Origin of the sequence: Actinomyces procaprae, from assembly GCF_004798665.1 — a bacterium.
In the GTDB taxonomy this organism is placed as follows: domain Bacteria; phylum Actinomycetota; class Actinomycetes; order Actinomycetales; family Actinomycetaceae; genus Actinomyces; species Actinomyces procaprae.
In genome coordinates, this window is sequence record NZ_CP039292.1 from 1562243 (window position 1) to 1585817 (window position 23575).

Consider the following 23575-nt stretch of genomic DNA (forward strand, 5'->3'; position numbering starts at 1 on the left):
GCGGCGGGGCCGCGACGCGGAGCCGGTAGCCCCCACTCTAAAACGCGGGGCGGCCGGGGCGCCGCGCGCGTCGGCCGGCAGGGGGTGCCTGACAGGGCCGGTCACGACGCGCGGCCGCCGTGCGCCGAGGCGGGCGCAACGGTAGGCTCTACGGGCCTCGGGTGCGCGGCCCGCGCCGCGCCCAGCCACTACCCGATCCCACAACCACGGCCCGGCTGACGGGCAGAAGGGGATATCGATGAGTTCAGCGAGCGACTTCGTCCCGCAGCCGGCATCGGCGGACATCGGTGTTTACGGCTTGGGGGTGATGGGCGCGAACCTCGCCCGCAACCTGGCCCGCCACGGTCACTCCGTCGCGGTCTTCAACCGCACTCCCGCCCGCACCGAGCGGCTCATCGACACCCACGGCGGCGAGGGCGAGTTCGTTCCGGCGGCCGACCCGGCCGCCTTCGTGGCCTCGCTGCGTCGGCCGCGCGCGGTCATCATCATGGTGCAGGCGGGTGCGGGCACGGAGGCCGTGATCGAGCAGCTGCGTGAGCTGCTCGAGCCGGGCGACATCATCGTCGATGCCGGCAACACCTACTACCAGGACACCGAGCGCCGTGAGGAGTCGCTGCGGGAGCAGGGCATTCACTTCGTCGGCATGGGGGGTCTCCGGCGGCGAGGAGGGGGCGCTGCTGGGACCGTCGATCATGCCGGGCGGAACCGCTGCCTCCTACGAGCGCCTCGGGCCGCTGCTGGAGTCCATCTCCGCCCACGTCGACGGCGTACCGTGCTGCACGCACGTCGGCCCCGGCGGCGCCGGCCACTTCGTGAAGATGGTGCACAACGGCATCGAGTACGCCGACATGCAGCTTATCGCCGAGGCCTACGACCTGCTCTGCGGCGAGTGGCCGGGATGAGCGTCCCCGAGATCGCCGGCGTCTTCCGCGACTGGAAGCGCTCCGAGCTGGACTCATACCTGATCGACGTCACCGCCGAGGTCCTCGACCGGGTGGATCCTGCCACCGGCGCCCCGTTCGTCGACGTGATCGTGGACGCCGCCGGGCAGAAGGGCACGGGCGCCTGGACCACTCGCACCGCACTGGAGCTCGGGGTGGCCGTCCCCGCCATCGCCGAGGCCACCTTCGCGCGCGCCGCATCCTCCTCGACGGCGCAGCGCGCCGCGGTGCGCCAGGCCGGCCTGGAGGCAGGCACCACGGGTGCCGGGATCTCCTCCGCGGCCGAGCGCGCCGCCTTCGTAGACTCCGTCCGCCAGGCCCTGTACGGCTCCAAGATCGCCGCCTACGCCCAGGGCTTCGACGAGATCGCCACCGCCTCCGCCGAGCACGGCTGGGACGTGGACCTGGGCGCAATGGCCAGGATCTGGCGCGGCGGGTGCATCATCCGTGCCCGCTTCCTGGACGACATCACCCGTGCCTACGGTGACGACCCCAAGCTCGCCAGCCTCCTGACCGCGCCGGTGTTCGCGGACGCGCTGCGCGAGGTCCTGCCCGCATGGCGTGAGGTCGTCGCCATCGCGGCCCGGGCGGGCGTGGCGGCGCCGGCATTCGCCGCATCGCTTGCATACATCGACCAGCTGCGCGCCGAGCGGCTGCCCGCCGCGCTGATTCAGGGACAGCGGGACTTCTTCGGCTCACACACCTACCACCGGGTAGACGACCCGGAGGGCGTGTACCACGTGCTGTGGGCGGAGCCGGGTCGGGCAGAGCAGCGGTGGAACTGATGCGGGCCGAACCAGAGTCAGGTCCGGAGCGAACAGCTCGTTGATTCGCGGCCCGCACATTGCGGCGGCGCATCACGGCAACGGTATGGTGGAACCACAGCGGTGCGACGGGCACCGCCCGACCGGAGGGGAACAGATGTCGAGTACGCCGATGGAACCGGATCCCACCTCGACTCAGGCCTTTGGGGCCGTGGGTGTCCCGGTGGAGCCCGAGCTCCCGTCCGTGGGTATCTCCCCGCAGGACCGCGCCGCCATCGCGGCGCTCCCGCCGGGGACCGCGCTGCTGCTGGTGCAGCAGGGGCCGACCACGGGTGCGCGCTTCCTGCTCGACTCGGCCGAGAGCACGGAGACCACTGTGGGCCGCCACCCCCGCGCGGACATCTTCCTCGACGACGTGACGGTTTCACGCAAGCACGCCTTGTTCACCGCGCTGCCCGACGGCGGTTTCTCCGTGCGCGATCAGGGTTCTCTCAATGGCACCTACGTGAACCGGCAGCGCGTCGAGCAGGCTGCACTGCGTGCGGGAGACGAGGTCCAGATCGGTAAGTACCGGATGACCTACCACCCCTCGCCGCGGCATCGGGCCGCCCAGTGACCAGCGTCGCTGCCAGGCGCGCAGCCGACGGGCCTGCGCGCGAGGCGAAGCTCGATCCCTGGCCGCGGGGAGTGTCCCGCGAGCCCGCCATGAAGATCGGGGAGGTAGTCGAGCTCCTCAAGGGGGAGTTCCCCGCCCTGTCGGTCTCCAAGGTCCGGTACCTGGAGTCCGAGGGCCTCATCTCCCCGCACCGGGTAGGCAACGGTTACAGGCGCTACTCGAAGGCCGATGTTGAGCGGCTGCGCTACGCCCTCACCGCGCAGCGCGACGAGTACCTGCCCCTGTCGGTCATCCGCGAGCGCCTGCAGGAACTGGACGGTGCCGTCAATGCGCCGCCGCCCGCCCCCGTCGCCCGGGTGGTGGCATCCGGCGGGCACGCGGTCTCCGGTGCCCTTGACGCCGCTGATCTGGTGCACCACTCGGGGGCCACCCTGGAGCAGATCGAAGAACTGGTGGCCATAGGCGTGATCACGCCGGATGCTCACGGGCACTTCGACTCCCGTGCGCTCACCACCGTCTCGCTCGCGCTGCGGGCGGGCCGACTGGGTATCCCGCTGCGCAACCTGAGGGCTGTGCGCAGCGCCGCTGAGCGTGAGGCCGATGCGATCGACTTGGCGACCCAGCACAAGCGCAACCGGTCGAGGAATGCGGGTGAGGACGCTGCCGCGGAACTCGCAGGCGTGCTCGCAGACTTGCATGCCAGCCTGCTGCACCACGCAGTGGAGGCACTGCGCTGAACCGCGGAGCCGGCCGCCCGAGTCGCAAACAGCACACGTAGCGCTGTTCCCGGGACAGCAGCGTCGTCGGCCGCATAGATTATGTGGCGTGCGGACCATGACGCTCATGGGAATACGTTCAACGGTCCCAGACTCGGGCCTGGTCGCTGTCCTGATGGAGGACGGTGGCCCGGGCATGCTCGCCGTGCCCGTCGGTGCCCGGGACGGCCTCCTGCTGAGTGCGCCGGAATGGTCCAGTGGCCCGAGCTGGGCCCCCTTCCTGTCCGCCTGCGTGGATGCCTTCGGATCGACGGTGCTCCATGTGGTGCTCGACGTCGATGCGGATGGCGGCATGTGTGCCTCGGCCGCACTCGATACCGATACCCCCGCCCAGTCGACGGCGGTGCCCTGCACGCCCAGTGATGCCCTGGTGCTCGCTCGCACTCTGGGCGTACCGATACTCGCCACCAGTGCGCTGCTACGGATACGCGGCCTCGACCTGGGTGAGGAGGCGCTGCAGCGTCGTCTGCGGCAGTGGCGCCGGGTGCTGGACGGAATCGTCGCCGAGGATGCCTCTTCCCTGTAGAGCCGCGACACGCGGTACGCGTGTGACTGGTGTGATTACTGTTGTGGACTGTGTCACACGACATGTGTGGGATGTGGTGTGTGTGCCGCGCGATTCTGCGTGTCTTGCGCGGTGCGGAAGCCGACCCTGAACCTCAACCTGAACTCAAAGCCACTCGATCGGCGTGCCAGTCGTTGAGTGAACACCGCTCGGGTTCTATCGTGGTGCCGTGGCCGGGCGGACCGGCCCGTGCGCGCGCCCCAGCGCGCGTCCCGATGTCGACAGGAGCCGGCCAGTGAGCGCCAACGAAGCGAGTCTTCACGCAACCGCACCCCAGCACACGCAGGGGATGCTCTTCGGCGACCCGCTCCCGCAGCTGGATGTGAACACCGGCTACCGCGGTCCCGTGGCCTGCCGGGCCGCCGGCATCACCTACCGCCAGCTCGACTACTGGGCGCGCACCGGCCTGGTAGAGCCCTCCATCCGCTCCGCCAAGGGGTCCGGCTCGCAGCGCCTGTACGCCTTCCGCGACATCCTGCTGCTCAAGATCGTGAAGCGGCTGCTGGACACCGGGGTCTCGCTTCAGCAGATCCGGGTGGCGGTCCAGGCGCTGCACGAGCGCGGCGTCGAGGACCTGACCTCCATCACACTGATGAGCGACGGCGCCTCGGTATATGAGTGCACGAGCGCGGACGAGGTCGTCGACCTGGTTCAGGGCGGCCAGGGCGTGTTCGGAATCGCGGTGGGGCGTGTCTGGCACGAGATCGAGGGGTCCCTCGCCGAGTTGCCGGTCGAGCACGCCGCCGACGGCCCCGTCGTCGAGGACGAGCTGGCCAAGCGGCGCGCAGCGCGGCAGCAGGCGGTGTAGGCGGCCGGTGACCGGGGGCGGGGCCATGACTACCAGGACTGTGGGGGCGTCCGACCTGAACGTCAGCCCCATCGGACTGGGCGGCAACGTATTCGGCTGGACGGCGGATCAGGCCACCTCGCACCGCATCCTGGACGCCTATGTGGACGCGGATGGCAATCTCATCGACACCGCCGACGGCTACTCCCACTGGGCCCCGGGCCATCACGGCGGCGAGTCCGAGACGGTCATCGGAAACTGGCTGCGCTCGCGCGGTCGGCGCGATGACGTAGTGATCGCCACCAAGGTGTCCACGAAGCCCGACCGCACGGGCCTGGCAGTCGAGAACATCTACTTCGCCATCGACGAGTCCCTGGACCGTCTCCAGACCGACTACGTCGATCTCTACTACGCCCACTTCGATGACGGCGACACGCCCCTGGAGGAGACCGTCGCGGCATTCGAGGAGGTGCGCCTGGCCGGCAAGACCCGTCACGTGGCACTGTCGAACTACACGCCCGATCGGATTGATGAGTGGTGCGCCATCGCCGCCGCCAACGACTTCGCACCGCCGATTGCGCTGCAGCCCCACTACAACCTGGTGCACCGGCAGGACGTCGAGGGCCCGGGCAATCGCGGCGAGGTGGCGGCGGCGCATCACATGGGCCTGGTCCCGTACTTCTCCCTGGCCTCGGGCTTCCTGACGGGAAAGTACCGGCCGGGTGCCGAGCCGGAGTCTGCGCGGGGCGCCTGGGTGCGGGACTACCTGCACCCGGAGTTCTTCGCGGTTGTGGACGTGGTTCGCGAAGTTGCGGCCGCGCACGCGGTTGCCCCCGCCGCGGTCGCGCTGGCGTGGCTGCGCGACCGGCCGGGGGTCGTCTGCCCGCTCGCCTCCGCCCGCACGAGTTCACAGCTGGCCCCGATCCTTGAGGCGTTGTCCCTCGCCCTGGAGCCGGAGGAGACCGCGGCGCTGACGCGGGTGTCCGACCTGGCGCACGCCTGACGGGTGCGCATCACCCCGCCCGGGGTGGGAACCCGACTCGCCGACTCGCGCCAAATGCACCAGGACGGCCCGTTGCCCGGCACGCCGTCCATGGCATGCCGAGCAACGTGGTGAGGCTCAGGCGCTCATGCGGTACGGCGGCCGAGCACGTAAGTGCGGGAGTAGCCGTCCGACAGGTCGGTCAGGGTCACGCGGATGAGCCCCGCCCCGTCGATCTCATAACGCTCCTCGACCATCGGGCCGCCACCAAGGCGGTGGACCGCCACGGTCCGGAGGTCGTCCGTGTCCCTGAGCGAGCGGTCGAAGGGGAACAGGACGTCCTCGTAGGGGGCCAGCTGACCGCGCGGCTCGCCCGACTCATCGACCCCGGCGCACTCGACGTACCGGAAGCGACCAATGTTGTGCACGGCCGGGTACCTGCGCGTGATCACCGTTCCGTGCTCGCCGTCGGCGCGCTCCTGGACGGACTCCTCGGTCAGGAGCGCGTCGAACACGGTGCGGGCACCGCCGTCGGCCTCCCGGAACACGCCGAAGCCGCGCGAGAGGCGGTCGGTCAGGGCCATTGTGGAGGTGCGGTCGGCGGCGATGGCCAGGCCGATCGCGGTGGAGGCGCCCGGATAAGGCGAGCGGTGAACCCTGCGCCCGAAGCGCTCGCGCAGCAGCCGCGGGACCAGCGGGAAGGCGGACGCACCGCCAACCAGGTAGATGCCGGCGATATCCGCCAGGTCGGGACCGCCGTCGTCCAGGCGGCCGATCAGCGGGGCCATGGTGTCGAGGCTGCGCTGGATCAGGGGAGTCGCGGCCTCATAGAAGTCGGTTGCCGGCAGCACCACGTCCTTCCCGCGCAGGATGATGACCAGGCGACGTGTCTGGGGCGCCATGGCCTCCTTGACGTCGCGGCACTGATCGAGCAGGTCATCCAGCTCCATGGTGGTCAGCTCCTCCTCGGCCAGGTTGGCGCGCTGGAGCGCGAGCTGTGCCAGCAGCAGGTCCAGGTCGTCGCCCCCCAGGTCGCCGACGCCGCGCGAGGCCAGTACCTCATGCAGGTGGCCGCGCACGTCGACCAATGAGGTGTCGAAGGTGCCGCCGCCCAGGTCGTACACCAGCACGCGCGTGCGCCGGGAGGAGACGGTCGCCGACTTGCGGTGGGTGTACTCGAAGCCGGCGGCGCTGGGCTCGTTGAGCATGGCAGTGACGTTGAAGCCGGCCTCGCGGAAGGCGTCGAGCGTGATCAGGCGCTGGGCGCCGTAGGCGTGCGCGGGTACGGCGACGACGATATTGGCGTCCTCACTGCTGGGGTCCGCGCCCTCCAGGTCGTCGGAGGCCAGCAGGTGGGAGCGCATGGTGACAAGGAAGTCGGTCAGCAGCTCGGAGACGGTGAAGGTGGACTCGCCGAGCCGAACCGGCGTCTGCGCGGTCACGGTGGGGGAGGAGAGCAGTCGCTTGAGGCTGCGCAGCAACGGGGCACCGCGACGGGCGGCGGCACGGGCCTCGAAGCCGTGCACGAGTCCCTCATCGGTCAGTGCGGTCAACGAGGGGAAGAACTCATGAATATCTCCTTCCGTGTCGGCGAAGCCGATCACGGGATAGTTTCCCCGGTCAGCGCGGACCACGACGGTGCGCGTCGTGCCGAGGTCGATACCGAGGTCCAGGGGCGCGGATGAAGCGCGCCGGCGCTTGTGGGACTGCCGCGTACTCTTGCTACCACTTCGGGCTGCCATGGGAGTGACCATATCGCTCAACCAGACTCATCGCCCGGCGGCTCGACGGGGGTGGTGGTGAGGTGTGGACCTCTTTGCGGATCTTTGCGTGCATGCCCGTATGAGACTGTGAGCCGGTCCACCGGGCGGGCCCCGGAGGTGCCGCTGGAGCCGGCCCCCGAGTGAACAGTTGGTGAATTCCGGCCGCCCGGGCTGCTGGGGCCCGGCTGCGGGGGTAAGAATGACGGCAGGCCGCGTCACCGCGGCCCGGGCAGGAGCAGTGCGCGGAGTGCCTCCGTCACGACCGTCCGCCCGCACACCCGACCGGAAATGGCATGAGTACAACCCTTTTCATCGTGGTCGTGGTCATCGTCACGGCGTTGATCTTCGACTTCACCAACGGCTTCCACGACTCGTCCAACGCGATGGCGACGTCCGTGGCCACGGGCGCCTTCACACCCCGGCGCGCCGTGCTGACGGCCGCGATCCTCAACGTCATCGGCGCCACGCTGTCCACCGAGGTGGCCAAGACGATCTCCCACGGCATGTTTGACGACGCGCTGATCCAGGCGGCGCCCGCGATGGTGTTCGCAGGGCTTGCGGGCGCGATTCTGTGGAACCTGGCCACCTGGCTGCTCGGGCTGCCCTCCTCGTCCTCCCACGCCCTGTTCGGCGGGCTCATCGGCGCCGTCGTCGTAGCCGCGGGGTTCCAGGGGGTGCACTGGGGCACCGTCATGTCGAAGATCATCCTGCCCGCGCTGATCGCTCCGACCGTTGCCGCATTGGCGTCGGCCATCGCCACCTGGCTTACCTTCCGGATCGCCGGTCCGATGGACAAGTTCAGCGACAGGATCTTCCGTTACGGGCAGCGGATCTCCGCGTCCATGGTGGCGCTCGCCCACGGAACCTCCGACGGGCAGAAGACCATGGGGGTGATCACCCTGGTGCTCATTGCCGGGGGATACCAGGAGGCGGGATCCGGGCCACACTTGTGGGTGGTTCTGGCCGCCGGAGCGGCGATAGGACTGGGAACCTACTCCGGTGGGTGGCGCATCATGCGCACCATGGGCAAGGGTCTGGTCCACATCGACCCGCCCCAGGGCTTCGCCGCCGAGACGACGTCGACGGTCGCGATTCTTGCCTCCTCGCACCTCGGCTTCGCCCTGTCCACCACGCATATCTGCACCGGTTCCATCCTGGGCACCGGCGTGGGCCGCGGCGCCAAGGTCTCCTGGGGCACCTTCGGGAAGATGGGCACCGCCTGGCTCATCACGCTGCCGTGCGCCGGCGTGGTCGGCGCGGTGACCTCCTTCATCGCGGTGCGGGGCGGCATCCTCGGCACGGTCGTCGTGATCGCGCTGCTGCTGCTCAGCGCCCTGCTGATCATCCGTCAGGCCAACCACAACAAGGTGGACTTCTCCAACGTCAATGACGCGGACAAGGTGGTCGTGGCCAAGCAGACCGACCCGGCGCTGGGACGCGCCCCCAAGACCCTCGAGCAGGTCAAGCGCGAGCTCGTGGGAGCGGGCTCAACGGGCGCGACGGACCGGGAGACAGGAGCCGTGCTATGAGCATCGACTGGTACTCGCTCGGGCTGGTCACCCTGGTGACCGTGGCGGGCGCCGCCTTCATCATGGCCGTCACCTCCGCCGCCGTACGCATGCTCGCCGCAGTCCGGCTGAAGCGGCAGGCGGGTCAGGTAGAAGGCCTGCACATCGCCGAAGTCGCTGCGGGATTCTTCATCGCCTGCGTCGTGGGGATCGCCCTGTTCGGTCTGTGGCTCCTGATCCCGTACTTCCACTGACGGGCGCTTCCGCGGACCTGGTTCCGGTCACTTCCGGTGACCGGAGGCGTCGTCGGCCATTCTCAACCGGGACGCGGTCGGCGACTGTTAGTGTCGCCACATGACCGAGGATCTGAGGGCAGCCGCCCTGGCGGCAATCAACCGCTCGCACGCAGCAGCCGACCCCGACTACCCGGTGGTGCACCTGGCACCGCCCGTCGGCCGTCTCAATGACCCCAATGGACTGCTGGTGGACTCCGGCACCTACCACGCCTTCTACCAGTTCAGCCCGTTCCACCCGCACCGAAAGCTGGTGTACTGGGGGCACGCCTCCTCCCAGGACCTGCTCAACTGGAACCACCACGATCCCACGATCATCCCCGACTCCTACTACGACCTCTCCGGTGCCTACTCGGGCGGCGCCGTCGTGCTGGAGGACGAGGAGGCGGCGTCCGCCCCGGCCGGCGCTCCGTACCAGTTCTTCTACACGGGGAACCTCAAGGACCCGGTCACCGATGAGCGCACCGCCAGCCAGTGCCTGGTGACCAGCGCGGACCTGGACGCCTTCGTGAAGTGGCCCGACAACCCGCTGCTGCCGGACCACCCGGCCGGGTACACCTCCCACTACCGCGATCCCCAGGTGTGGCGCGACCCGGACGTGCCGGGCAGCTTCCGCATGATTCTCGGCGTGCAGCGCGAGGACCTCACCGGGGCCGCGCTGCTGTACCGCTCCGAGGACCTGCTCTCCTGGAGGCTTGAGGGAGAGCTGACGTTCCCGGACGCCGATGGTGCCTTCGACCGTTTCGGCTACATGTGGGAGTGCCCCGGCCTGGTGCGCCTGACGGACGAGCTCACCGGGCAGGAGCGGGACGTGCTGATCTGGTGCCCGCAGGGCATTAGGCCCGACGCCGAGGGGTACGAGAACATCTTCCCCTGCGTGTACACGGTCGGCAGGCTGGAGGGAACCGAGCTGCGCGAGTGCGACGGCACCTTCGCCGAAGTCGACCGCGGCTTCGAGTTCTACGCGCCCCAGGCCTTCGCACGGCGGCCCGGAGAGCCCGGACCGGTGCTCCTGGTCGGTTGGGCCGGAAACGCCTCCGAGGACGACCAGCCCTCGATTGAGACCGGCGGCTGGGTGCACGCGCTCACCGTTCCCCGCACGCTCGCCCTGCGCGGCGGACGCCTGGTGCAGCGGCCGGCGGAGCCGCTTCCCGGTGACGCCGCAGCGCTGAGCGCGGTGGGGGAGCGGCTCGAGGGCTCCGCGGCCATCACTGAGCTTGAGGGGCACCGCTCGTGGCGGCTGCAGCTGGAGGCGGACTCCGACGCTGAGCGCTGGGGCGTGCGCATCGGTGACGACACCTGCTACGTCACTGTGGAGCTGGTTTCCGACGGCGCCGCCACGCGGCTGGTCGTGGATCGCTCCCACTCCCGTTACACGCAGCATGGTGACCGCCGCACCGTCACGGTGCCGACCGGCGTGCGCCCGCGGCTGGAGGTCCTGCACGATCGCTCGGTGACGGAGGTGTTCGTCGGCGACGGCGAGGTCGCCTTCACGCTGCGCAGCTTCGTGGCGCCCGGCGCGACGGGCGCCGAACTCATCACCGGTGGTGCGCTCCGACTGAAGGAGGGCGGCGTCGTCTTCTATGACTGAACACGGGCGACGGCCGTCCGGGTACGGAGACCGGCCGCGATCCGGCGACTTGCCGGGCGTAAGGCGGTTGCGGAACACCGGGCGGCCGGGTAGCCTGACCAACGTTTGACACAGGTCTGCGTGTCGGGGTCGGTGAACGACCCCAACGCACTGGAACCTTCCGTCGAGCTCAACGCAGAGTCATCAGTTCCCACAGAAAGGAAGCCCGGGTGGCAATGGATCACGCCCGCGTGGCGAAAGACGTCCTGACATACGTCGGTGGCGCCGACAACATCAACGCGGCCGCACACTGTGCGACTCGCTTGCGCCTCGTCCTGAACGACATGGACAAGGTGGACCAGAAGGCGCTGGACAAGGACCCTGACCTCAAGGGCACCTTCGTTGCCGGCGGCATGTTCCAGATCATCGTCGGACCGGGAGACGTCGACATCGTTTTCGATGAGATGGTCAAGACCGGCGGTGTCAAGGAAGTGTCCAAGGATGAGGCGAAGCAGGAAGCCGCCAAGAGCGGCAACATCGTCTCCCGCTTCATCAAGATGATCGCGGACATCTTCGTCCCGATCCTGCCCGCCCTGATCGCCGGCGGTTTGATGATGGCGATCAACAACGTCCTGACCGCGAACGACCTGTTCTTCAAGGGCGACTCGCTGGTCGGGCGTTTCGGCTGGCTGGCCGACTACGCCGAGCTGATCAACATGATCTCCTCCGCGGCCTTCGCCTTCCTGCCCGTGCTGGTCGGCTACTCGGCCACGAAGCGCTTCGGCGGTAACGTCTACCTCGGTGCCGCGATGGGTGCGGCGATGGTATCCACCTCGCTGCTGTCCGCCTACAACATGGCCAATGAGGAGGCCGCCCAGGCCTTCTGGGACTACATGGGCGCCTCCGACACCTGGAGCCTGTTCGGGCTCACGGTGGACAAGGTCGGCTACCAGGCGATGGTGATCCCGGTGCTGTGCGTCGCCTGGATCCTGTCCACCATTGAGAAGTGGCTGCACAAGCGCCTGTCCGGAACCGCGGACTTCCTGCTGACGCCGCTCATCACCATGCTGCTGACCGGCTTCCTGACCTTCGTGATCGTTGGCCCGATCACCCGTCAGCTGTCCATCTGGATCACCGAGGGCCTGGACTGGACCTACAACACTCTTGGCCCCGTCGGCGGTTTCCTCTTCGGCCTGGTCTACTCGCCGATCGTTGTGACCGGTCTGCACCAGTCCTTCCCCGCGGTTGAGATCCCGCTGCTGCCCGTCAACGGCGGTGTCGGCGACTTCATCTTCCCCATCGCCTCCATGGCGAACGTGGCCCAGGGTGCCGTGGCCCTGGCGGTCTTCTTCAACACCCGCGACGCCAAGATGAAGGGTCTTGCCGGCGCCGGTGGTGTCTCGGCCGTCTTCGGTATCACCGAGCCCGCCATCTTCGGTGTGAACCTGCGCCTGCGCTGGCCGTTCTTCATCGGTATGGGCGCTGCCGCCATCGGTGGCGCCGGCGTGGCCCTGTTCAACGTCCGTGGTGCCGCCCTGGGAGCCGCTGGATTCGTCGGCTTCGTGTCGATCATTACCGAGAAGATCCCGGTTTACGTGATCCTGGAGATCGTCACCTTCGCCATCGCCTTCGCGGCGGCATTCGTGTACGGCCGTACGCCCAAGGGGCAGGCCTCATTCGCTGCGGATGACGAGGTGGACGAGGCGGCGCTCGAGGCCGAGGCCACCAAGGCCCACTCCGCGACCGTGGAGCTGCCCGCCGAGGCCGCGACCGACTTCACCATCACCTCGCCCATCCAGGGGCGGGCGGTGCCGCTCACCGAGGTGCAGGACCAGACCTTCGCCTCGGGGATGCTCGGCCCGGGCATGGCCGTGGTGCCGGCCTCCGGTCCGGTGGTCTCTCCGGTGGATGGTGAGGTTCTGGTCGCCTTCCCGACCGGCCACGCCTACGGGCTGCGCTCGGCCTCCGGCGTCGAGCTGCTGATCCACGTCGGTATGGACACCGTCGAGCTGAACGGCAAGCACTTCACTCCCAAGGTCTCCGCCGGGGACAAGGTGCTTCGCGGCCAGCCTCTGGTGGAGGTCGACTGGGCCGGCGTAACTGCCGCCGGCTACCAGACCGTCACGCCGATCGTGGTGTCCAACGCGGCCTCCTTCGGTGGCGTCACCGACGAGCACACCGGTGCGGTTGCCCGCGGCGACGCGCTTTACGCCGTCGCTCCCTCCGCTGAGCCCGCACAACAGGGCGCCGGTGCCTGATCCGGCGCGCAGGTCGTGATGGCCTGACACAGCGATAGACGGTTGGTGGCCGACTCGGAGAACCGGGTCGGCCACCAACCGTTTTGCTCGTGCGCGCAGGGGGCGCACCGGCGGGGGCGCCGGGTTACGCGCCTGCTCGCCCGCATCCCCGAACACGAGGAGCCGGTTACGTAGTCGTGCCGGTGAGCAGGAGCCCGGGCAGCTCAATGGGGGAGTCCACGGGCGCTGCTTCCTGCTCACCCTCAGACTGCGCACGGATCTGGGCCAGCAGTACTTCGACGGCGGTTCTGGCCAGCTCTGCGATGGGCTGGCGAACCGTTGCCAGTCCGGGCAGGGCACGGCGCACGGCGGAAGTGCCGTCGAAGCCGATAACCTTGAAGTCCTGGGGCACGCGCCGGCCATGGCGCTGCGCCCAGTCCAGGACGGCGGCAGCGGACAGGTCATCAGTGGCGAAGACGGCGTCGATCACGTCCGCCGCACCATCCAGATGGGCGTCAATCATTCGTGCACGCTCGGCGTCCGGCGTGTGGAAGTCAACCGTAAAGATCACCGGCTCTATCCCGGCCTGCTCCAGCACGCTCCGGTAGCCCGCCTCGCGCCGGTTATGAGGTCCCGTTCGGGAGGTCAGCAGCGCGGGCCTACGTGCGCCGCGGTCCAGGAGCAGCCTGGTGGCGTCGCGTGCGGCGGGCTCGTTGGCGCAGCGAATGTTGGGGATGCTGGGGGAGAGGTCGCGGTCGATCGTCACCAGCGGCATGCGCACCGTCTGGTACTCCCGGAGGTTCTCGTTGTGGGCGCCGGAGATGATGCCGTCGACGCGATGCGAGACGAGCAGGTCGAGGTACTCGCGCTCCCTGTCGGCACGTCCCATCGAGTTGCATACCAGCATGCGGTACTGGTGGACCGCCAGTGCGTTCTCGATCTCCGCGGCCACCTCCCCGAAGAAGGGGAGGGCGACTGTGGGCACGATCACCCCGATGATGTTGGTCGACTTGCCGTGCAGCGCACGAGCCACCTGGTTGGGGCGGTAGTTGAGCTGAGCGATCGCCCTGGCGACTCGGTCCTTGGTCTCCTGGCTGAGGTACCCCCGGTTGTTGAGGACCCGGGAGACGGTCGTCAAGGAGACGCCGGCGACTTCCGCGACGTCGGCAAGCGTGGGTTCGCGACGGACGACCAACGGCGACTCCTTTGTGAGACTACTGCGTAAACCTGTTTCGCCGGGTCGGCCGATTTGCGCGGCCGTCCGACAAATCCCGCCCAAGCCTAGTCCCTGGCAGGCCGATGTTGTGCATCGGGCGGCCGGGCGGCCATCATGGCCGTGACTATGTCATGACATTCTACAGCATGTAGCGGGGTGGTGGACCCGGTTTGGAGGGGAGGGGCGGGGTCGGCGCGCCTGCTGTGGCATGCCCGCAGTCCGCGCGGCACCTACCGGCAACGGGCAGACCCACGGGACAAGCATATGTCCTGACAGCGGTGATAACGCAACGATCATGGCCGAAGTGCGGCGGAGGACCGGTGCCGGCCCGGCTGCCGCTGCTCGCGGAGGACGCCGTCGTGCATGACCATGATCCGGTCGCAGACCTCGAGGATTCGTTCGTCATGGGTGACCATCACGGTCGCCTTGCCCTGCTCGTGCGTCTGCTGAGCGAGCAGCCGCGCCACGTCGTGGGCCCGGTGGGAGTCCAGGGAGGCCGTGGGCTCGTCCGCGAGAATCACCTTCGGGTCGTGGTAGACGGCGACGGCGATCGCGGCGCGCTGCTTCTCGCCGCCAGACAGCTGGGAGGGGTAGGCGCGTATGCGCTTACTGATTCCCAGGGTGTCGAGGAGCTCATCTCTCCTGTCGGCAGCGGGAGGTCGCCGGAGCACGCGATCGTGCAGGGAGAACTGGTCGGCCAGGGTCAGGAAGGGGACCAGGCCGGAGCTCTGGAGCACGAAGCCCAGCCACCGCCGTCTCAGCTGCGCGCGCTTGCGCTCGGGCAGCGCCGAGAATGGGTTTCCGCCGATCTCGACGGTTCCCGTGGTTGGTGTGCGCAATCCGCCCATGACGGTCAGCAGAGTCGACTTACCCGAGCCGGAGGGCCCCAGGATGCCCGTAAGCTCGCCGCTGCGGATCTCCAGGTCGGTGGATCTGAGCGCATGCACGACCTCCTCGCCCTGGTGGAAGTCCCGTGACACCCCGGACAGCGCCATTGCCACTGCCGCGGTCGGTTTTGCAACGGCGGTCATGAGATCGCCTCCACGGGGTCGATGCCGGCGATGACGCGCACCGATGCGAGCCCGCCCAGTACGGATACGAGTATGAAGGCGAGGGCGATCGCGGCGCCGAGGCCGGGGGACAGGAGGAAGGGGACGGTGTCCGGAAGGACTGCCGAGGTCACTACGGTCAGGATCAACCCGGCAAGTACTCCGGCTGTGGCGAGGATCGCGGTCTGCGCGCCTCCGGAGCGGATGAGGTAGCCGATGGGGACGCCGCGTGCCCGCAGGATGCCCAGCACCGGCCGCTTCTGAAGGGTGAGCACGTAGAGGAAGATTCCGAGCACCAGCGACGCCACGAGGATCAGCGAACCGATCATGAGGGTGAATGTCAGTATCTGTGCGGAGTAACCGGGCAGCGCCTGGATCAGCTCCTCGGTCGTGAGGAGAGCCAGCCCGGCCGCGGTGGCGTCCGCGGCGGCATCGGCGTCCTCGGTGATGTCGGCGTCGACCACGAGTGCGGCGGTCGTGGGGGAGGTCGCGGCCGGCCCATTGGCCCTTAGGGCGTCGCCGTCCGCGGTCAGGACAGGGGCAGACTGAAACGTGCTGTCCCGAGTCAGGCCGACTACGGTCCACTCGTGGTCGGAGCCCAGGAGACGGATCGTGTCCCCGACGGCGAGGCCCTGTGACCGCAGGCTTTCGTCGGCGAGGAGCTCACGACTCGGATCGGTGATCGCCGATCCCGACGCGATGGCTGGGGCCAGCCGGCCGTCCAGGTCGATGCCGAAGGCGAAGACGTCGACCTTGGGTCCTCCGGCCTCGCCGCTCTCGCGCGTAGTCTCATCCGCCCCCGGGGCGGCGGCCGGGGACAGCTGCGCCACGGCGGGAGCGAAGATGAGCGACGACGCTCCCGTGCCTGCATCCTCGGCTATAGAAGTGGCGGCCGTCACCTGAGCAGCGGACAAGCGTGAGGCCGAGATGCTCTCATTGGACGCATCGGTGACCATGACGCTGCCGGAGTTCCAGCCGTCGACGACGGCGCGATACGAGTAGGCCAGGCCGGAGGCGAGCGAGGCGAGGAAGAAGGTCAGATAGGTGATCAGCGTGACCACCGAAACGACCAGCGCGAACCGGCCGGGCTCATGCCGGATCTCGCGCAGAGCAAGAAACACTGAGACTCCTTGGTGTCTCCGGAGGTGATCCTCGCTGGCGGATGGTGCGGCAAGGCGGATCCGCTCAGTTGGACCGGGTGCGTTCGGCTACCCGCTCTACACGGTGCCCGAAGCGCCCGGGGTTTGCGTGCGAGGGGCGTGCGAGCCCCGTAGGAGAGTGGTCTAAGCCGCCTGCGAGCCACGGTGTGACTTGGTGGGACGTGTGGACGGGGCGCTCGGCGCAATCGTGAAATGACATAATGTACATTATCGGCGAGCGTTGGGTGGTGTCGCGTGAGTCTGTTCGGTGCTTGACAGCGACATTACGGTGCAAAGCGAGAATCAGATTGGCGAGGTGATCACGTGATGCGAGATGAGACTGGACTGCCCTATAGGCGCGTTCGAGTGCATCGTCCATGGGCGTGGTGTTGGTGGCCTGTCCAAGATTTGATCGACCAGGATCCAGACGTCGCCGACAGCCATGAGCCTCGAATGATCGGCACGGTGGACGTCGACTGGTCGGTGGTGCTACAGGCTGTCCGATACGCCATCGACAAGTGCTGCAAGCTGGGCGCAGAAGCTATTCGCCAGAAGTCGGTCGAGGTTGAGTTGCCCATGCCGCTGCGGCAGGTCGAGTATGACCTGGTTGACAGTTGGGTCGGTGCCGATATGCCGGTTACCTACTGCTATGAGGACGATGAGATCGTAGACGGCCGTCACCGTCTTTGGCTCACTCGACCATATGCTGCTGGCGATGGGCTGGTGCCGCTGATTGCAGAGAACCTGTGGTATCTGGATGATGTGTTTACGGGTAGGGCTGATGCAGCTGTCTGTCTTGAATCGCTCGACAGTGCTCGCTTATGGTGGGATAGTGCCGACGGAACACTGCGTCGTAGCAATAGCTACCACTGCCGCCAACTTGCCGACGCCTACGCCGAACTCACCGTCCCGGAGCCGGTGCCAGCGTACTGGTTTCAGTACCTTCACGACTGGGACGACGCATTACCGCGACTTGCTGAATTGCATCTTGCTCACCGAACGGACCAGAACCTCCTCGGGTACGCCCTGCCTTCCGCATGGCGGTTCCGCCAAGACCGCTACGGGCTGGATCCTCAACTCGTCATCGACATGTTCCGCACTATGGCCGGCCTCAACGGCTTCACGATGTGGGGCGAGCCGGCCCCGCGCCCGCGAGGTCGGTTGACGCTATTCCGTGGTGCAACCTCAGCGAACCGGTGCGGCCCGTCTTGGACCGTTGACCCCAGCGTCGCCCGTTACTTCGCCAACTCCAGGCAATCGCCTGGGGCCATGGCCACAGTCTGGGTCGCTCAGATTCCCGCTGATCGCCTACTCGCCTACTTCCCAGATGAGCGCGAATTCATCGTCGACCTCACTGGCGCTGATCACCTCGTACACCCCGCTCCCCCATCTGCCCGCTCTCATTGGCTCACTCGTTGGCGCAGTCAGCGACTTCGACGCTTCGAGGGTCGTGGCGCCTGATCGTATTAGGCGGTCGTAGGCGGTTTCTTAGACGGCCAGGCGAATTCCACTAAAGAATGTGCTTCTTGTCGTGGCGCCGGACCGTGCGGCAGCCCCATCGGAGACGAGATGTCAATGTCTCTGACAAGCGCCGTCACCCAAATCTGGAAGGATGGGGTTGGTACGGGCGGCCGGCGAGCGCCTACTTCCCGTAGCGGCGATGGACGGCCTGCTTGCTGATGCCCAGCGCGGCGCCGATGGCCGTCCAGCTGTGGCCGGCGTTGCGCGCCCGGCGCACGGCGACCTCCTCGGCGGCGTCGAGCTCTCTGCGCGCACGCACGATGCGTCCAAGCTCCTTCAGCGGTGCGTCGTCGTCGGCGCCAATCAAGGTCTTCATGGCGTCAATTTTAGTTGACTTCATGGTGGTGTGGCAAGCTCAACGAACTAGCATTCTCCCTATGACGAGGGCCACAGTGCGTGAATGGATGGGCAATGTCTCCAATGCGGATGACGAGCGGTGTCTGTTGGTCCTGCCGGGCCTGAACTACCCGGCGCAACTTCCCGGGCTGTACCTGCCGATGCGTGCGCTGTCGCTCGAAGGGTGGAAAGTGTTTCATGGGCAGTGGGAGCTGGCTGATCTCAGTGCACCCGAGCGTCGCGCCGCCGTAAGCGAAGCCGCTGCGGAGTTCGTCTGCCGTACCGCTGGAGCAGGTCGGCGTCTGATCATGGCGAAGTCGCTGGGTAGGTACCTTGGCTGCTGGTTGTGCGGCCGACCATGCGATCCCGGCAGTCTGGGTTACTCCGTTGCTCCGCGACGACAGGTGTGTCCGTGATATCGCGCGTTCCAGCGCGCCGGCGCTGCTGGTTGCCGGAAGTCGCGACTGGGCCTGGGATGACGCGGTCGCCAGGCGGACCGGCAAGCGGCGGCTGCAGCTGGGTACTTGCGATCATGCACTGCTGACCGGCGATTGGCGGGAGGAGGTTGAGATGCTGGAGGTGTTGACGAGTGCGGTTGCTGACTTCGCGCGCGACTTTACATGTGTAAACTCGGGGGTGTGACATCGAACCTCCAAACGGCGTCGCGCACCGACTCGCCCACCGCCTCCTCACCACAGTCGCGGCAACGACTGGTCACCGCCGCGACCGCGCTGCTCGACGAACGCGACCCCGCGGGGATCACGATCACCGACGTCGTCAAGCGCGCCGGACTCACCCGCCCCACCTTCTACGCCTCCTTCCCGGATCTGCCTGCGGCCTTCGCCGCGGCCGCCGTGGCCCGGCTCGAGGACGTGTTCGCCGCGGCCCCGCCGGCAGCCACCGCACGGCAGGCCGACGCCGAGGAACTGGCGGCGACCTTCCGGCAACTGCTCACGCGCATGCAACCCCACGCCGAGTTCTTCCTGCGCGTACTCAACGGTCCCGGAGGTCCGGCCACCGAAGCGGCGATCATTCAGTACCTCGCCGAGAGGCTGCGCAGCTCCTCCCCCGCCACCGCCGCGCTCGCCGCGGGGCCCCTGCCCCTGCAGGTAAGTAGTGAGGCGATCGCCGCGGGCGTCACCTGGACCATGCGGCGCTGGCTGGCCGACCCGCACGCCCCGGGCGTCGAGGCGGCCTCCGGTCTACTGCGCGATCTGGTGCTGCGCATGACCGCACCCGGGCTTGGCGGCTGCGCGGCCGACCGCGGCGTCTTCACGGGCAAAGGCGTTAATTCATGACCGCGGCCCGCAACCGCGCAGCTGCGCGCAGGGGTCGCGGCCGGCACCTGAACTTGGACGAAGCCGTTGTACTGCTCACCGGCGCGACGGGAGGACTCGGCACCGACCTGGCTCGCGAGCTTCACCGTCACGGCGCCCGCACCGCGCTCGTGGGCCGCTCACAGGAGCGGCTCACGGCACTTGCCGCGGAGCTCGGCGGCCCGGATCGCGCCTTGGCCCTGCAAGGGAACGTGGCGGAGCTGGCACAGCTCGAAGGGGTCGCGACGCGGGCGGCGGACCACTTCGGACGCATCGACGTGGTCATCGCCGGCGCCGGAACCGACACCGCCGACACCCTCGAAGATATAGATCCGCAAGCCTTCGAACGCGACATAGATACGAACCTGACCGCCGTATGGCGCACCTTCCGAGCGACCCTGCCGTATGTGCGCCGGACCCGTGGGCACCTGGTGGCCGTCTCCTCCTTGGCGGCATTCGTCCACTCCCCCATGCAGTCCTCCTACGCCGCCTCGAAGGCCGGCGTCGTCGCCCTGTGCGACAGCCTGCGCCTGGAACTGGCCGGAAGCGGCGTCACCGTCGGCAGTGTGCACCCGACCTTCTTCGACACCCCGATGCAAGCGACACTGCGGGAGAATGCCGCACTCACCGCCGCCTGGGGCGGATACCGCGGCGTGTTCACCCCGGTCGAGCGCGGCCAAGTGGTGAAGGAGATCGTACGCAGCATCAATCGGCGCGCCCGTACCACCGTCGTGCCCCGCCGCTACGGCTTCGCCGCCCTGGCCCCCGGACTGCTCCAGCGACTGCTGGAGGCAGGGCCACTACGCCCCCACGTGAAAGGAAACCCGCATGCCTGAAATCTCTGACGCCACCGCAACGCTGACGGTGCTGCACACCGGCACCGTCATTATCGATGAGGCCCTCCCCTACCACCGGGACTCCGACCGTCCGCTGGCCTGGACGCACCTCGGCCGGAGCCGCCGCCACCTGATCGAGGCGCCCGTGTCCTGCTACCTGCTGGAGGGGCCTCACGGACTCGTTCTCATCGACACCGGCTGGAACGCCCGCAACCGGACTCGAGCCGGACAGATCGCCAACCTGCGAACCCAGTACTCCGTCAACAAGGCGGTGCTGCCTAACGGAGCGGCCATCCATGAACAGCTTGAAGAGCGGGGCATCCGGCCACGCGACCTCGACCTGGTGCTGCTCAGCCACCTGCACTGCGACCACGCCGACGGCCTGTCCCACCTCAAGGAGGCTCCCCGCATTCTGGTCTCCGCTCCCGAGTGGGAGGCGGGCAATACCGACCGGGTGCGCTACCTGCGCCACGAGTGGGACGGCGTGGACGTGGGCACCTTCCCCTGGAATACGCAGGTGGGGCCGTTCGGCGCCGGCTTTGACGTCTTCGGGGACGGCAGCCTGGTCATGGTGGCCGTGCCGGGGCACGCCCGTGGCCTGTGCGCCGCCATCGTGCGGAGCACCAGTACCGATGCCACGGATCCCTCCCTCTGGGTCGTCGGCGTGGATGCGCCGCAGGCCCCCGATCCGCGCCACTTCCTGCTGCTCACCTTCGACGCCGGCTACGGCCGCCCCTCCTTTGAGGAGGGACTGCGGCCCAGCGTCGTCGTCGATGCCGCACAGGCGAAGCGGTCACTGGACTGGGTACGCGCGGTCGGCAATGACCCGCGCTGCCTGGGCCTACTGGCGAACCACGACCCGGAGGTGGCCCCGGGGGCGCGGGCGCTCTGAGCCCCGCGCCCCCGGGTGAGCGGGCTCAGTCCCCCAGCGCGGTGCCGACGGCGCGGGCCGCCTTGATCCACTCGTGGTCGCGCGGCACGTACTTGACCTTGCCGGCGACCTCCTTCAGCGGCACCAACGCGGTGTCATGACCGCGATCGGCGACCATGACGCCGTACTTGCCGGCCGCGATCGCGTTCGCCCCGGCCACTCCCAGACGAGTGCCGAGCAGGCGATCGGCCGCGTTCGGGGTGCCGCCGCGCTGAACGTACCCCAGGATCGATACGCGCGCCTCCAGGCCGGTGGCGGCCTCCAGCTGCTCGGCAAGCGTGAAGGTGTTGGCGCGGTGGGAGGCCTCCAGGGCCTTCACGCCCTTCTTGGCCATCGCCTTCAGCTCCGGGCTGGAGGCGTCCTTGACCAGCGCCTGGGCATGAGCCAGTTCCTCGGCGTCCTTGACGCTGCGGGCGCCCTCCGCGACGGCGACCACCGAGAAGCTGGAGCCGTGCTTGCGGCGCCGCTCGATCTTCTCCGCGATCGCCTCCACCGAGTAGGGCACCTCGGGCAGCAGAATGACGTCCGCGCCGCCGGCCACGCCCGCCCCGAGGGCCAGCCAGCCGGCCCGGTGGCCCATGATCTCGGTCAGGATGATGCGGTGGTGCGAGTGCGCCGTCGAGTGCAGGCGGTCCACCGCCTCGGTGGCGATCTCCAGGGCGGTGGCGAAACCGAATGAGGTGTCCGTCTGCACAATGTCGTTGTCGATCGTCTTGGGCAGGTGCAGCACGTTGATGCCTGCGTCCATGAGCCGGCGGGCGTTCTTCGCGGTGCCGCCCCCGCCCAGGCACACCAGGGCGTCGAGCCTGTCCTTCTCCACGTTCTCCACGATTGTCGGGATCATGTCCCGCACCTCGCCGTCGACCACCATGCGATGCACCTTGTCCCTGCTGGTGCCCAGCATGGTGCCGCCGGTGGTCAGGATCCCGGACAGGGTGGCGGCGTCGAGCTCCGTGTACCGGTTCTCCGCCAGGCCGCGCATGCCGTCGCGGAAGCCGATCAGCTTCCAGCCGTGCTCGGCGATAGCCGCCTTGCCGAAGCCGCGGATCGCGGCGTTGAGTCCGGGGGCGTCGCCGCCGGCAGTGAGGATTCCGATACGCTTGGTTGCCATGGCGCCAAGTATGCCGCAGCGCACCGCGCGGCAGGCGCGTTCCGACGGCACGCATTGTCCGGTGACGGCTTGCCCGGCGGGAATGCGCCCGGGCGCTGACACGTTATCCTCTCGGCGGCAGCACAACGCTGAGCACATCGAACAGGAAGGGCATGAGCATGGCGGACCGCGCACTGCGAGGCATGACGATCGGCGCGAAGTCGATGGAGTCCGAGGAGGGCGTGGAGTTCGCCGAGCGGCAGAACATCACCTATGAGTGCCCACTCGGCCACGTGACTACCGTTCCCATGTCAATGGAGGCCGAGATCCCCCAGACCTGGGAATGCCCCGAGTGCGGTCAGGCCGCGGCGCTGCGCGGTGAGGACGAGCCGGAGTCCGAGGAGCCGAAGAAGGCTCCCCGCACCCACTGGGACATGCTGCTTGAGCGCCGCGACGTCGACGACCTGAAGGTACTGCTCGATGAGCGCCTGGAGATGCTGCGTTCCGGCGAGATCTACCGCGAACGCTTCTGAGCGCGCTGCTTGGGCGTACGCGCCCTTAGAAGGGCGTCGCGAGCCGACCTTCCCGCCGATGCGGCCAGGTCGGCCAGCTGTGATCCGCGCTTGGCGAGCCCCCACTTGGTGACCAGCGCCAGCTCCTCGGAGAAGATCCCGCCGGAGAGCTTGGACTGTCCGGCCTCACGCTCGTGGAAGGTGATGGGCATCTCCACGATGCGGCCGCCGGCGTCCGCGACCAGCTTGGTCATATTGACCTGGAAGCCGTAGCCGAGCGCCTCGACCTCCCCCAGGCTCAGCCGCCGCAGGGAGTCCGCCCGGTACACGCGGAAGCCCGCCGTCGCATCCTTCACCCGCAGGCCCAGCATGGCGTTGATGTACAGGTTGCCGCCGCGCGACAGCGCCACCCGGCGAGCGTCCCAGCCGGAGGTCGCCCCTCCCGACACCCAGCGGGAGCCGATCACCAGATCCGGTGCGTCCGCCATCTCGGCGCGCTGGATCAGCAGCGCCAGGTCCTCCGGACGGTGGGAGCCATCGGCGTCCATCTCGCAGATCAGCTCATACCCGGAGGCCAGCCCCCAGGAGAAGCCCGCCAGGTACGCCGGTCCGAGCCCGTTCTTCTCGGTGCGGTGCAGCACGTGGATGTGGTCATCCGCCTGTGCGCGGGCGTCGGCGAGGCGCCCGGTGCCATCGGGCGAGTTATCGTCCACGACCAGGACGTGCGCGGCCGGAACCGCGCGGCGTACCCCGTCCAAGGCTCCGGCGAGAGTCTCGATCTCGTTGTAGGTGGGGATGACCACCAGTGCCTTCACGATTCTTCTCCT

22 protein-coding genes and 1 pseudogene are annotated in these 23575 nt (G+C 68.4%); 16 read left to right on the forward strand and 7 right to left on the reverse strand.

All coding sequences use genetic code 11. The features are described 5' to 3' along the window. Positions 1-238: 238 nt before the first annotated feature. The 6 genes and pseudogenes from gndA to E4J16_RS06260 all read left to right on the forward strand — a co-directional run bounded on the left by gndA (position 239) and on the right by E4J16_RS06260 (position 5452). Positions 239-1726 (forward strand): annotated as a pseudogene (gndA, locus tag E4J16_RS06235) (NADP-dependent phosphogluconate dehydrogenase). Between the two features lie 136 nt (positions 1727-1862). Further along, on the forward strand, positions 1863-2321 hold the full coding sequence (locus E4J16_RS06240; RefSeq protein ID WP_136313536.1) for an FHA domain-containing protein: 459 nt from the start codon (positions 1863-1865) through the stop codon (positions 2319-2321). 89 nt (positions 2322-2410) lie between these two features. Beyond that, the gene (ftsR, locus tag E4J16_RS06245) at positions 2411-3058 is read left to right on the forward strand and encodes a transcriptional regulator FtsR (RefSeq protein ID WP_136314614.1); all 648 of its coding nucleotides are present in this window, start codon (positions 2411-2413) and stop codon (positions 3056-3058) included. 106 nt (positions 3059-3164) lie between these two features. Further along, positions 3165-3623, forward strand: coding sequence for a bifunctional nuclease domain-containing protein (locus tag E4J16_RS06250; RefSeq protein WP_168708126.1), 459 nt, complete (start codon positions 3165-3167; stop codon positions 3621-3623). Positions 3624-3951: 328 nt separating this feature from the next. Continuing rightward, entirely contained in the window at positions 3952-4470 is a 519-nt protein-coding gene (locus tag E4J16_RS06255) for a MerR family transcriptional regulator (protein WP_136193130.1), read from the forward strand. Positions 4471-4495: 25 nt separating this feature from the next. Continuing rightward, a complete protein-coding gene (locus E4J16_RS06260; RefSeq protein ID WP_136193063.1) occupies positions 4496-5452 on the forward strand; it encodes an aldo/keto reductase in 957 nt (318 codons plus the stop codon). 125 nt (positions 5453-5577) lie between these two features. On the opposite strand, the gene E4J16_RS06265 is transcribed toward E4J16_RS06260, so the two are convergent. Continuing rightward, positions 5578-7173, reverse strand: coding sequence for an Hsp70 family protein (locus tag E4J16_RS06265; RefSeq protein ID WP_136193062.1), 1596 nt, complete (start codon positions 7171-7173; stop codon positions 5578-5580). A gap of 314 nt (positions 7174-7487) precedes the next feature. Here E4J16_RS06265 and E4J16_RS06270 point away from each other — a divergent pair, with 314 nt between their 5' ends. The 4 genes from E4J16_RS06270 to E4J16_RS06285 all read left to right on the forward strand — a co-directional run bounded on the left by E4J16_RS06270 (position 7488) and on the right by E4J16_RS06285 (position 12823). Then, complete coding sequence (locus E4J16_RS06270) at positions 7488-8723, forward strand: inorganic phosphate transporter (RefSeq protein WP_136193061.1); 1236 nt, start codon at positions 7488-7490, stop codon at positions 8721-8723. Next, the gene (locus tag E4J16_RS06275) at positions 8720-8956 is read left to right on the forward strand and encodes a hypothetical protein (RefSeq protein ID WP_136193060.1); all 237 of its coding nucleotides are present in this window, start codon (positions 8720-8722) and stop codon (positions 8954-8956) included. Before E4J16_RS06270 ends, E4J16_RS06275 begins: the two co-directional genes overlap by 4 nt. 100 nt (positions 8957-9056) lie before the next feature. Then, a complete protein-coding gene (locus tag E4J16_RS06280) occupies positions 9057-10586 on the forward strand; it encodes a glycoside hydrolase family 32 protein (RefSeq protein WP_136313538.1) in 1530 nt (509 codons plus the stop codon). Between the two features lie 215 nt (positions 10587-10801). Further along, positions 10802-12823: a sucrose-specific PTS transporter subunit IIBC gene (locus tag E4J16_RS06285; protein WP_187271259.1), complete on the forward strand. Its 2022-nt coding sequence runs from the start codon at positions 10802-10804 to the stop codon at positions 12821-12823. Between the two features lie 166 nt (positions 12824-12989). Here E4J16_RS06285 and E4J16_RS06290 read toward each other — a convergent pair whose 3' ends face one another. The 3 genes from E4J16_RS06290 to E4J16_RS06300 all read right to left on the reverse strand — a co-directional run bounded on the left by E4J16_RS06290 (position 12990) and on the right by E4J16_RS06300 (position 16188). Beyond that, the gene (locus E4J16_RS06290) at positions 12990-13997 is read right to left on the reverse strand and encodes a LacI family DNA-binding transcriptional regulator (RefSeq protein ID WP_136193057.1); all 1008 of its coding nucleotides are present in this window, start codon (positions 13995-13997) and stop codon (positions 12990-12992) included. Positions 13998-14311: 314 nt separating this feature from the next. Further along, the gene (locus E4J16_RS06295) at positions 14312-15049 is read right to left on the reverse strand and encodes an ABC transporter ATP-binding protein (RefSeq protein WP_247595267.1); all 738 of its coding nucleotides are present in this window, start codon (positions 15047-15049) and stop codon (positions 14312-14314) included. Further along, on the reverse strand, positions 15046-16188 hold the full coding sequence (locus tag E4J16_RS06300) for an FtsX-like permease family protein (RefSeq protein WP_136313540.1): 1143 nt from the start codon (positions 16186-16188) through the stop codon (positions 15046-15048). The genes E4J16_RS06295 and E4J16_RS06300 overlap by 4 nt, the downstream gene beginning before the upstream one ends. A gap of 471 nt (positions 16189-16659) precedes the next feature. Between E4J16_RS06300 and E4J16_RS06305 the strand changes: the two genes are divergently transcribed. Then, on the forward strand, positions 16660-17667 hold the full coding sequence (locus tag E4J16_RS06305) for a hypothetical protein (RefSeq protein ID WP_136313541.1): 1008 nt from the start codon (positions 16660-16662) through the stop codon (positions 17665-17667). 181 nt (positions 17668-17848) lie between these two features. Here the strand turns inward: E4J16_RS06305 and E4J16_RS06310 are convergent, their stop codons facing one another. After that, positions 17849-18043 carry a hypothetical protein gene (locus E4J16_RS06310; RefSeq protein WP_187271258.1) on the reverse strand — a complete coding sequence of 65 codons (195 nt, stop codon included), beginning with the start codon at positions 18041-18043 and terminating at the stop codon, positions 17849-17851. A gap of 61 nt (positions 18044-18104) precedes the next feature. Between E4J16_RS06310 and E4J16_RS06315 the strand changes: the two genes are divergently transcribed. The 4 genes from E4J16_RS06315 to E4J16_RS06330 all read left to right on the forward strand — a co-directional run bounded on the left by E4J16_RS06315 (position 18105) and on the right by E4J16_RS06330 (position 21107). After that, positions 18105-18479, forward strand: coding sequence for a hypothetical protein (locus E4J16_RS06315; RefSeq protein WP_136313542.1), 375 nt, complete (start codon positions 18105-18107; stop codon positions 18477-18479). Positions 18480-18701: 222 nt separating this feature from the next. Continuing rightward, a complete protein-coding gene (locus E4J16_RS06320) occupies positions 18702-19361 on the forward strand; it encodes a TetR/AcrR family transcriptional regulator (RefSeq protein WP_168709469.1) in 660 nt (219 codons plus the stop codon). Then, a complete protein-coding gene (locus tag E4J16_RS06325; RefSeq protein ID WP_136313544.1) occupies positions 19358-20215 on the forward strand; it encodes an SDR family NAD(P)-dependent oxidoreductase in 858 nt (285 codons plus the stop codon). Before E4J16_RS06320 ends, E4J16_RS06325 begins: the two co-directional genes overlap by 4 nt. Then, positions 20208-21107 (forward strand): N-acyl homoserine lactonase family protein, encoded by a 900-nt coding sequence (locus E4J16_RS06330; protein ID WP_136313545.1) that lies wholly within the window; start codon positions 20208-20210, stop codon positions 21105-21107. Before E4J16_RS06325 ends, E4J16_RS06330 begins: the two co-directional genes overlap by 8 nt. A 25-nt stretch (positions 21108-21132) precedes the next feature. Here the strand turns inward: E4J16_RS06330 and E4J16_RS06335 are convergent, their stop codons facing one another. Further along, the gene (locus E4J16_RS06335; protein WP_136193051.1) at positions 21133-22257 is read right to left on the reverse strand and encodes a 6-phosphofructokinase; all 1125 of its coding nucleotides are present in this window, start codon (positions 22255-22257) and stop codon (positions 21133-21135) included. Positions 22258-22415: 158 nt separating this feature from the next. On the opposite strand from E4J16_RS06335, the gene E4J16_RS06340 reads away from it, so the two are divergent. Continuing rightward, the gene (locus E4J16_RS06340; RefSeq protein ID WP_136193050.1) at positions 22416-22769 is read left to right on the forward strand and encodes an RNA polymerase-binding protein RbpA; all 354 of its coding nucleotides are present in this window, start codon (positions 22416-22418) and stop codon (positions 22767-22769) included. Here the strand turns inward: E4J16_RS06340 and E4J16_RS06345 are convergent. Next, a complete protein-coding gene (locus tag E4J16_RS06345) occupies positions 22751-23563 on the reverse strand; it encodes a polyprenol monophosphomannose synthase (RefSeq protein WP_136313546.1) in 813 nt (270 codons plus the stop codon). The two genes, E4J16_RS06340 and E4J16_RS06345, sit on opposite strands and share 19 nt — an antisense overlap. Positions 23564-23575: the final 12 nt, after the last annotated feature.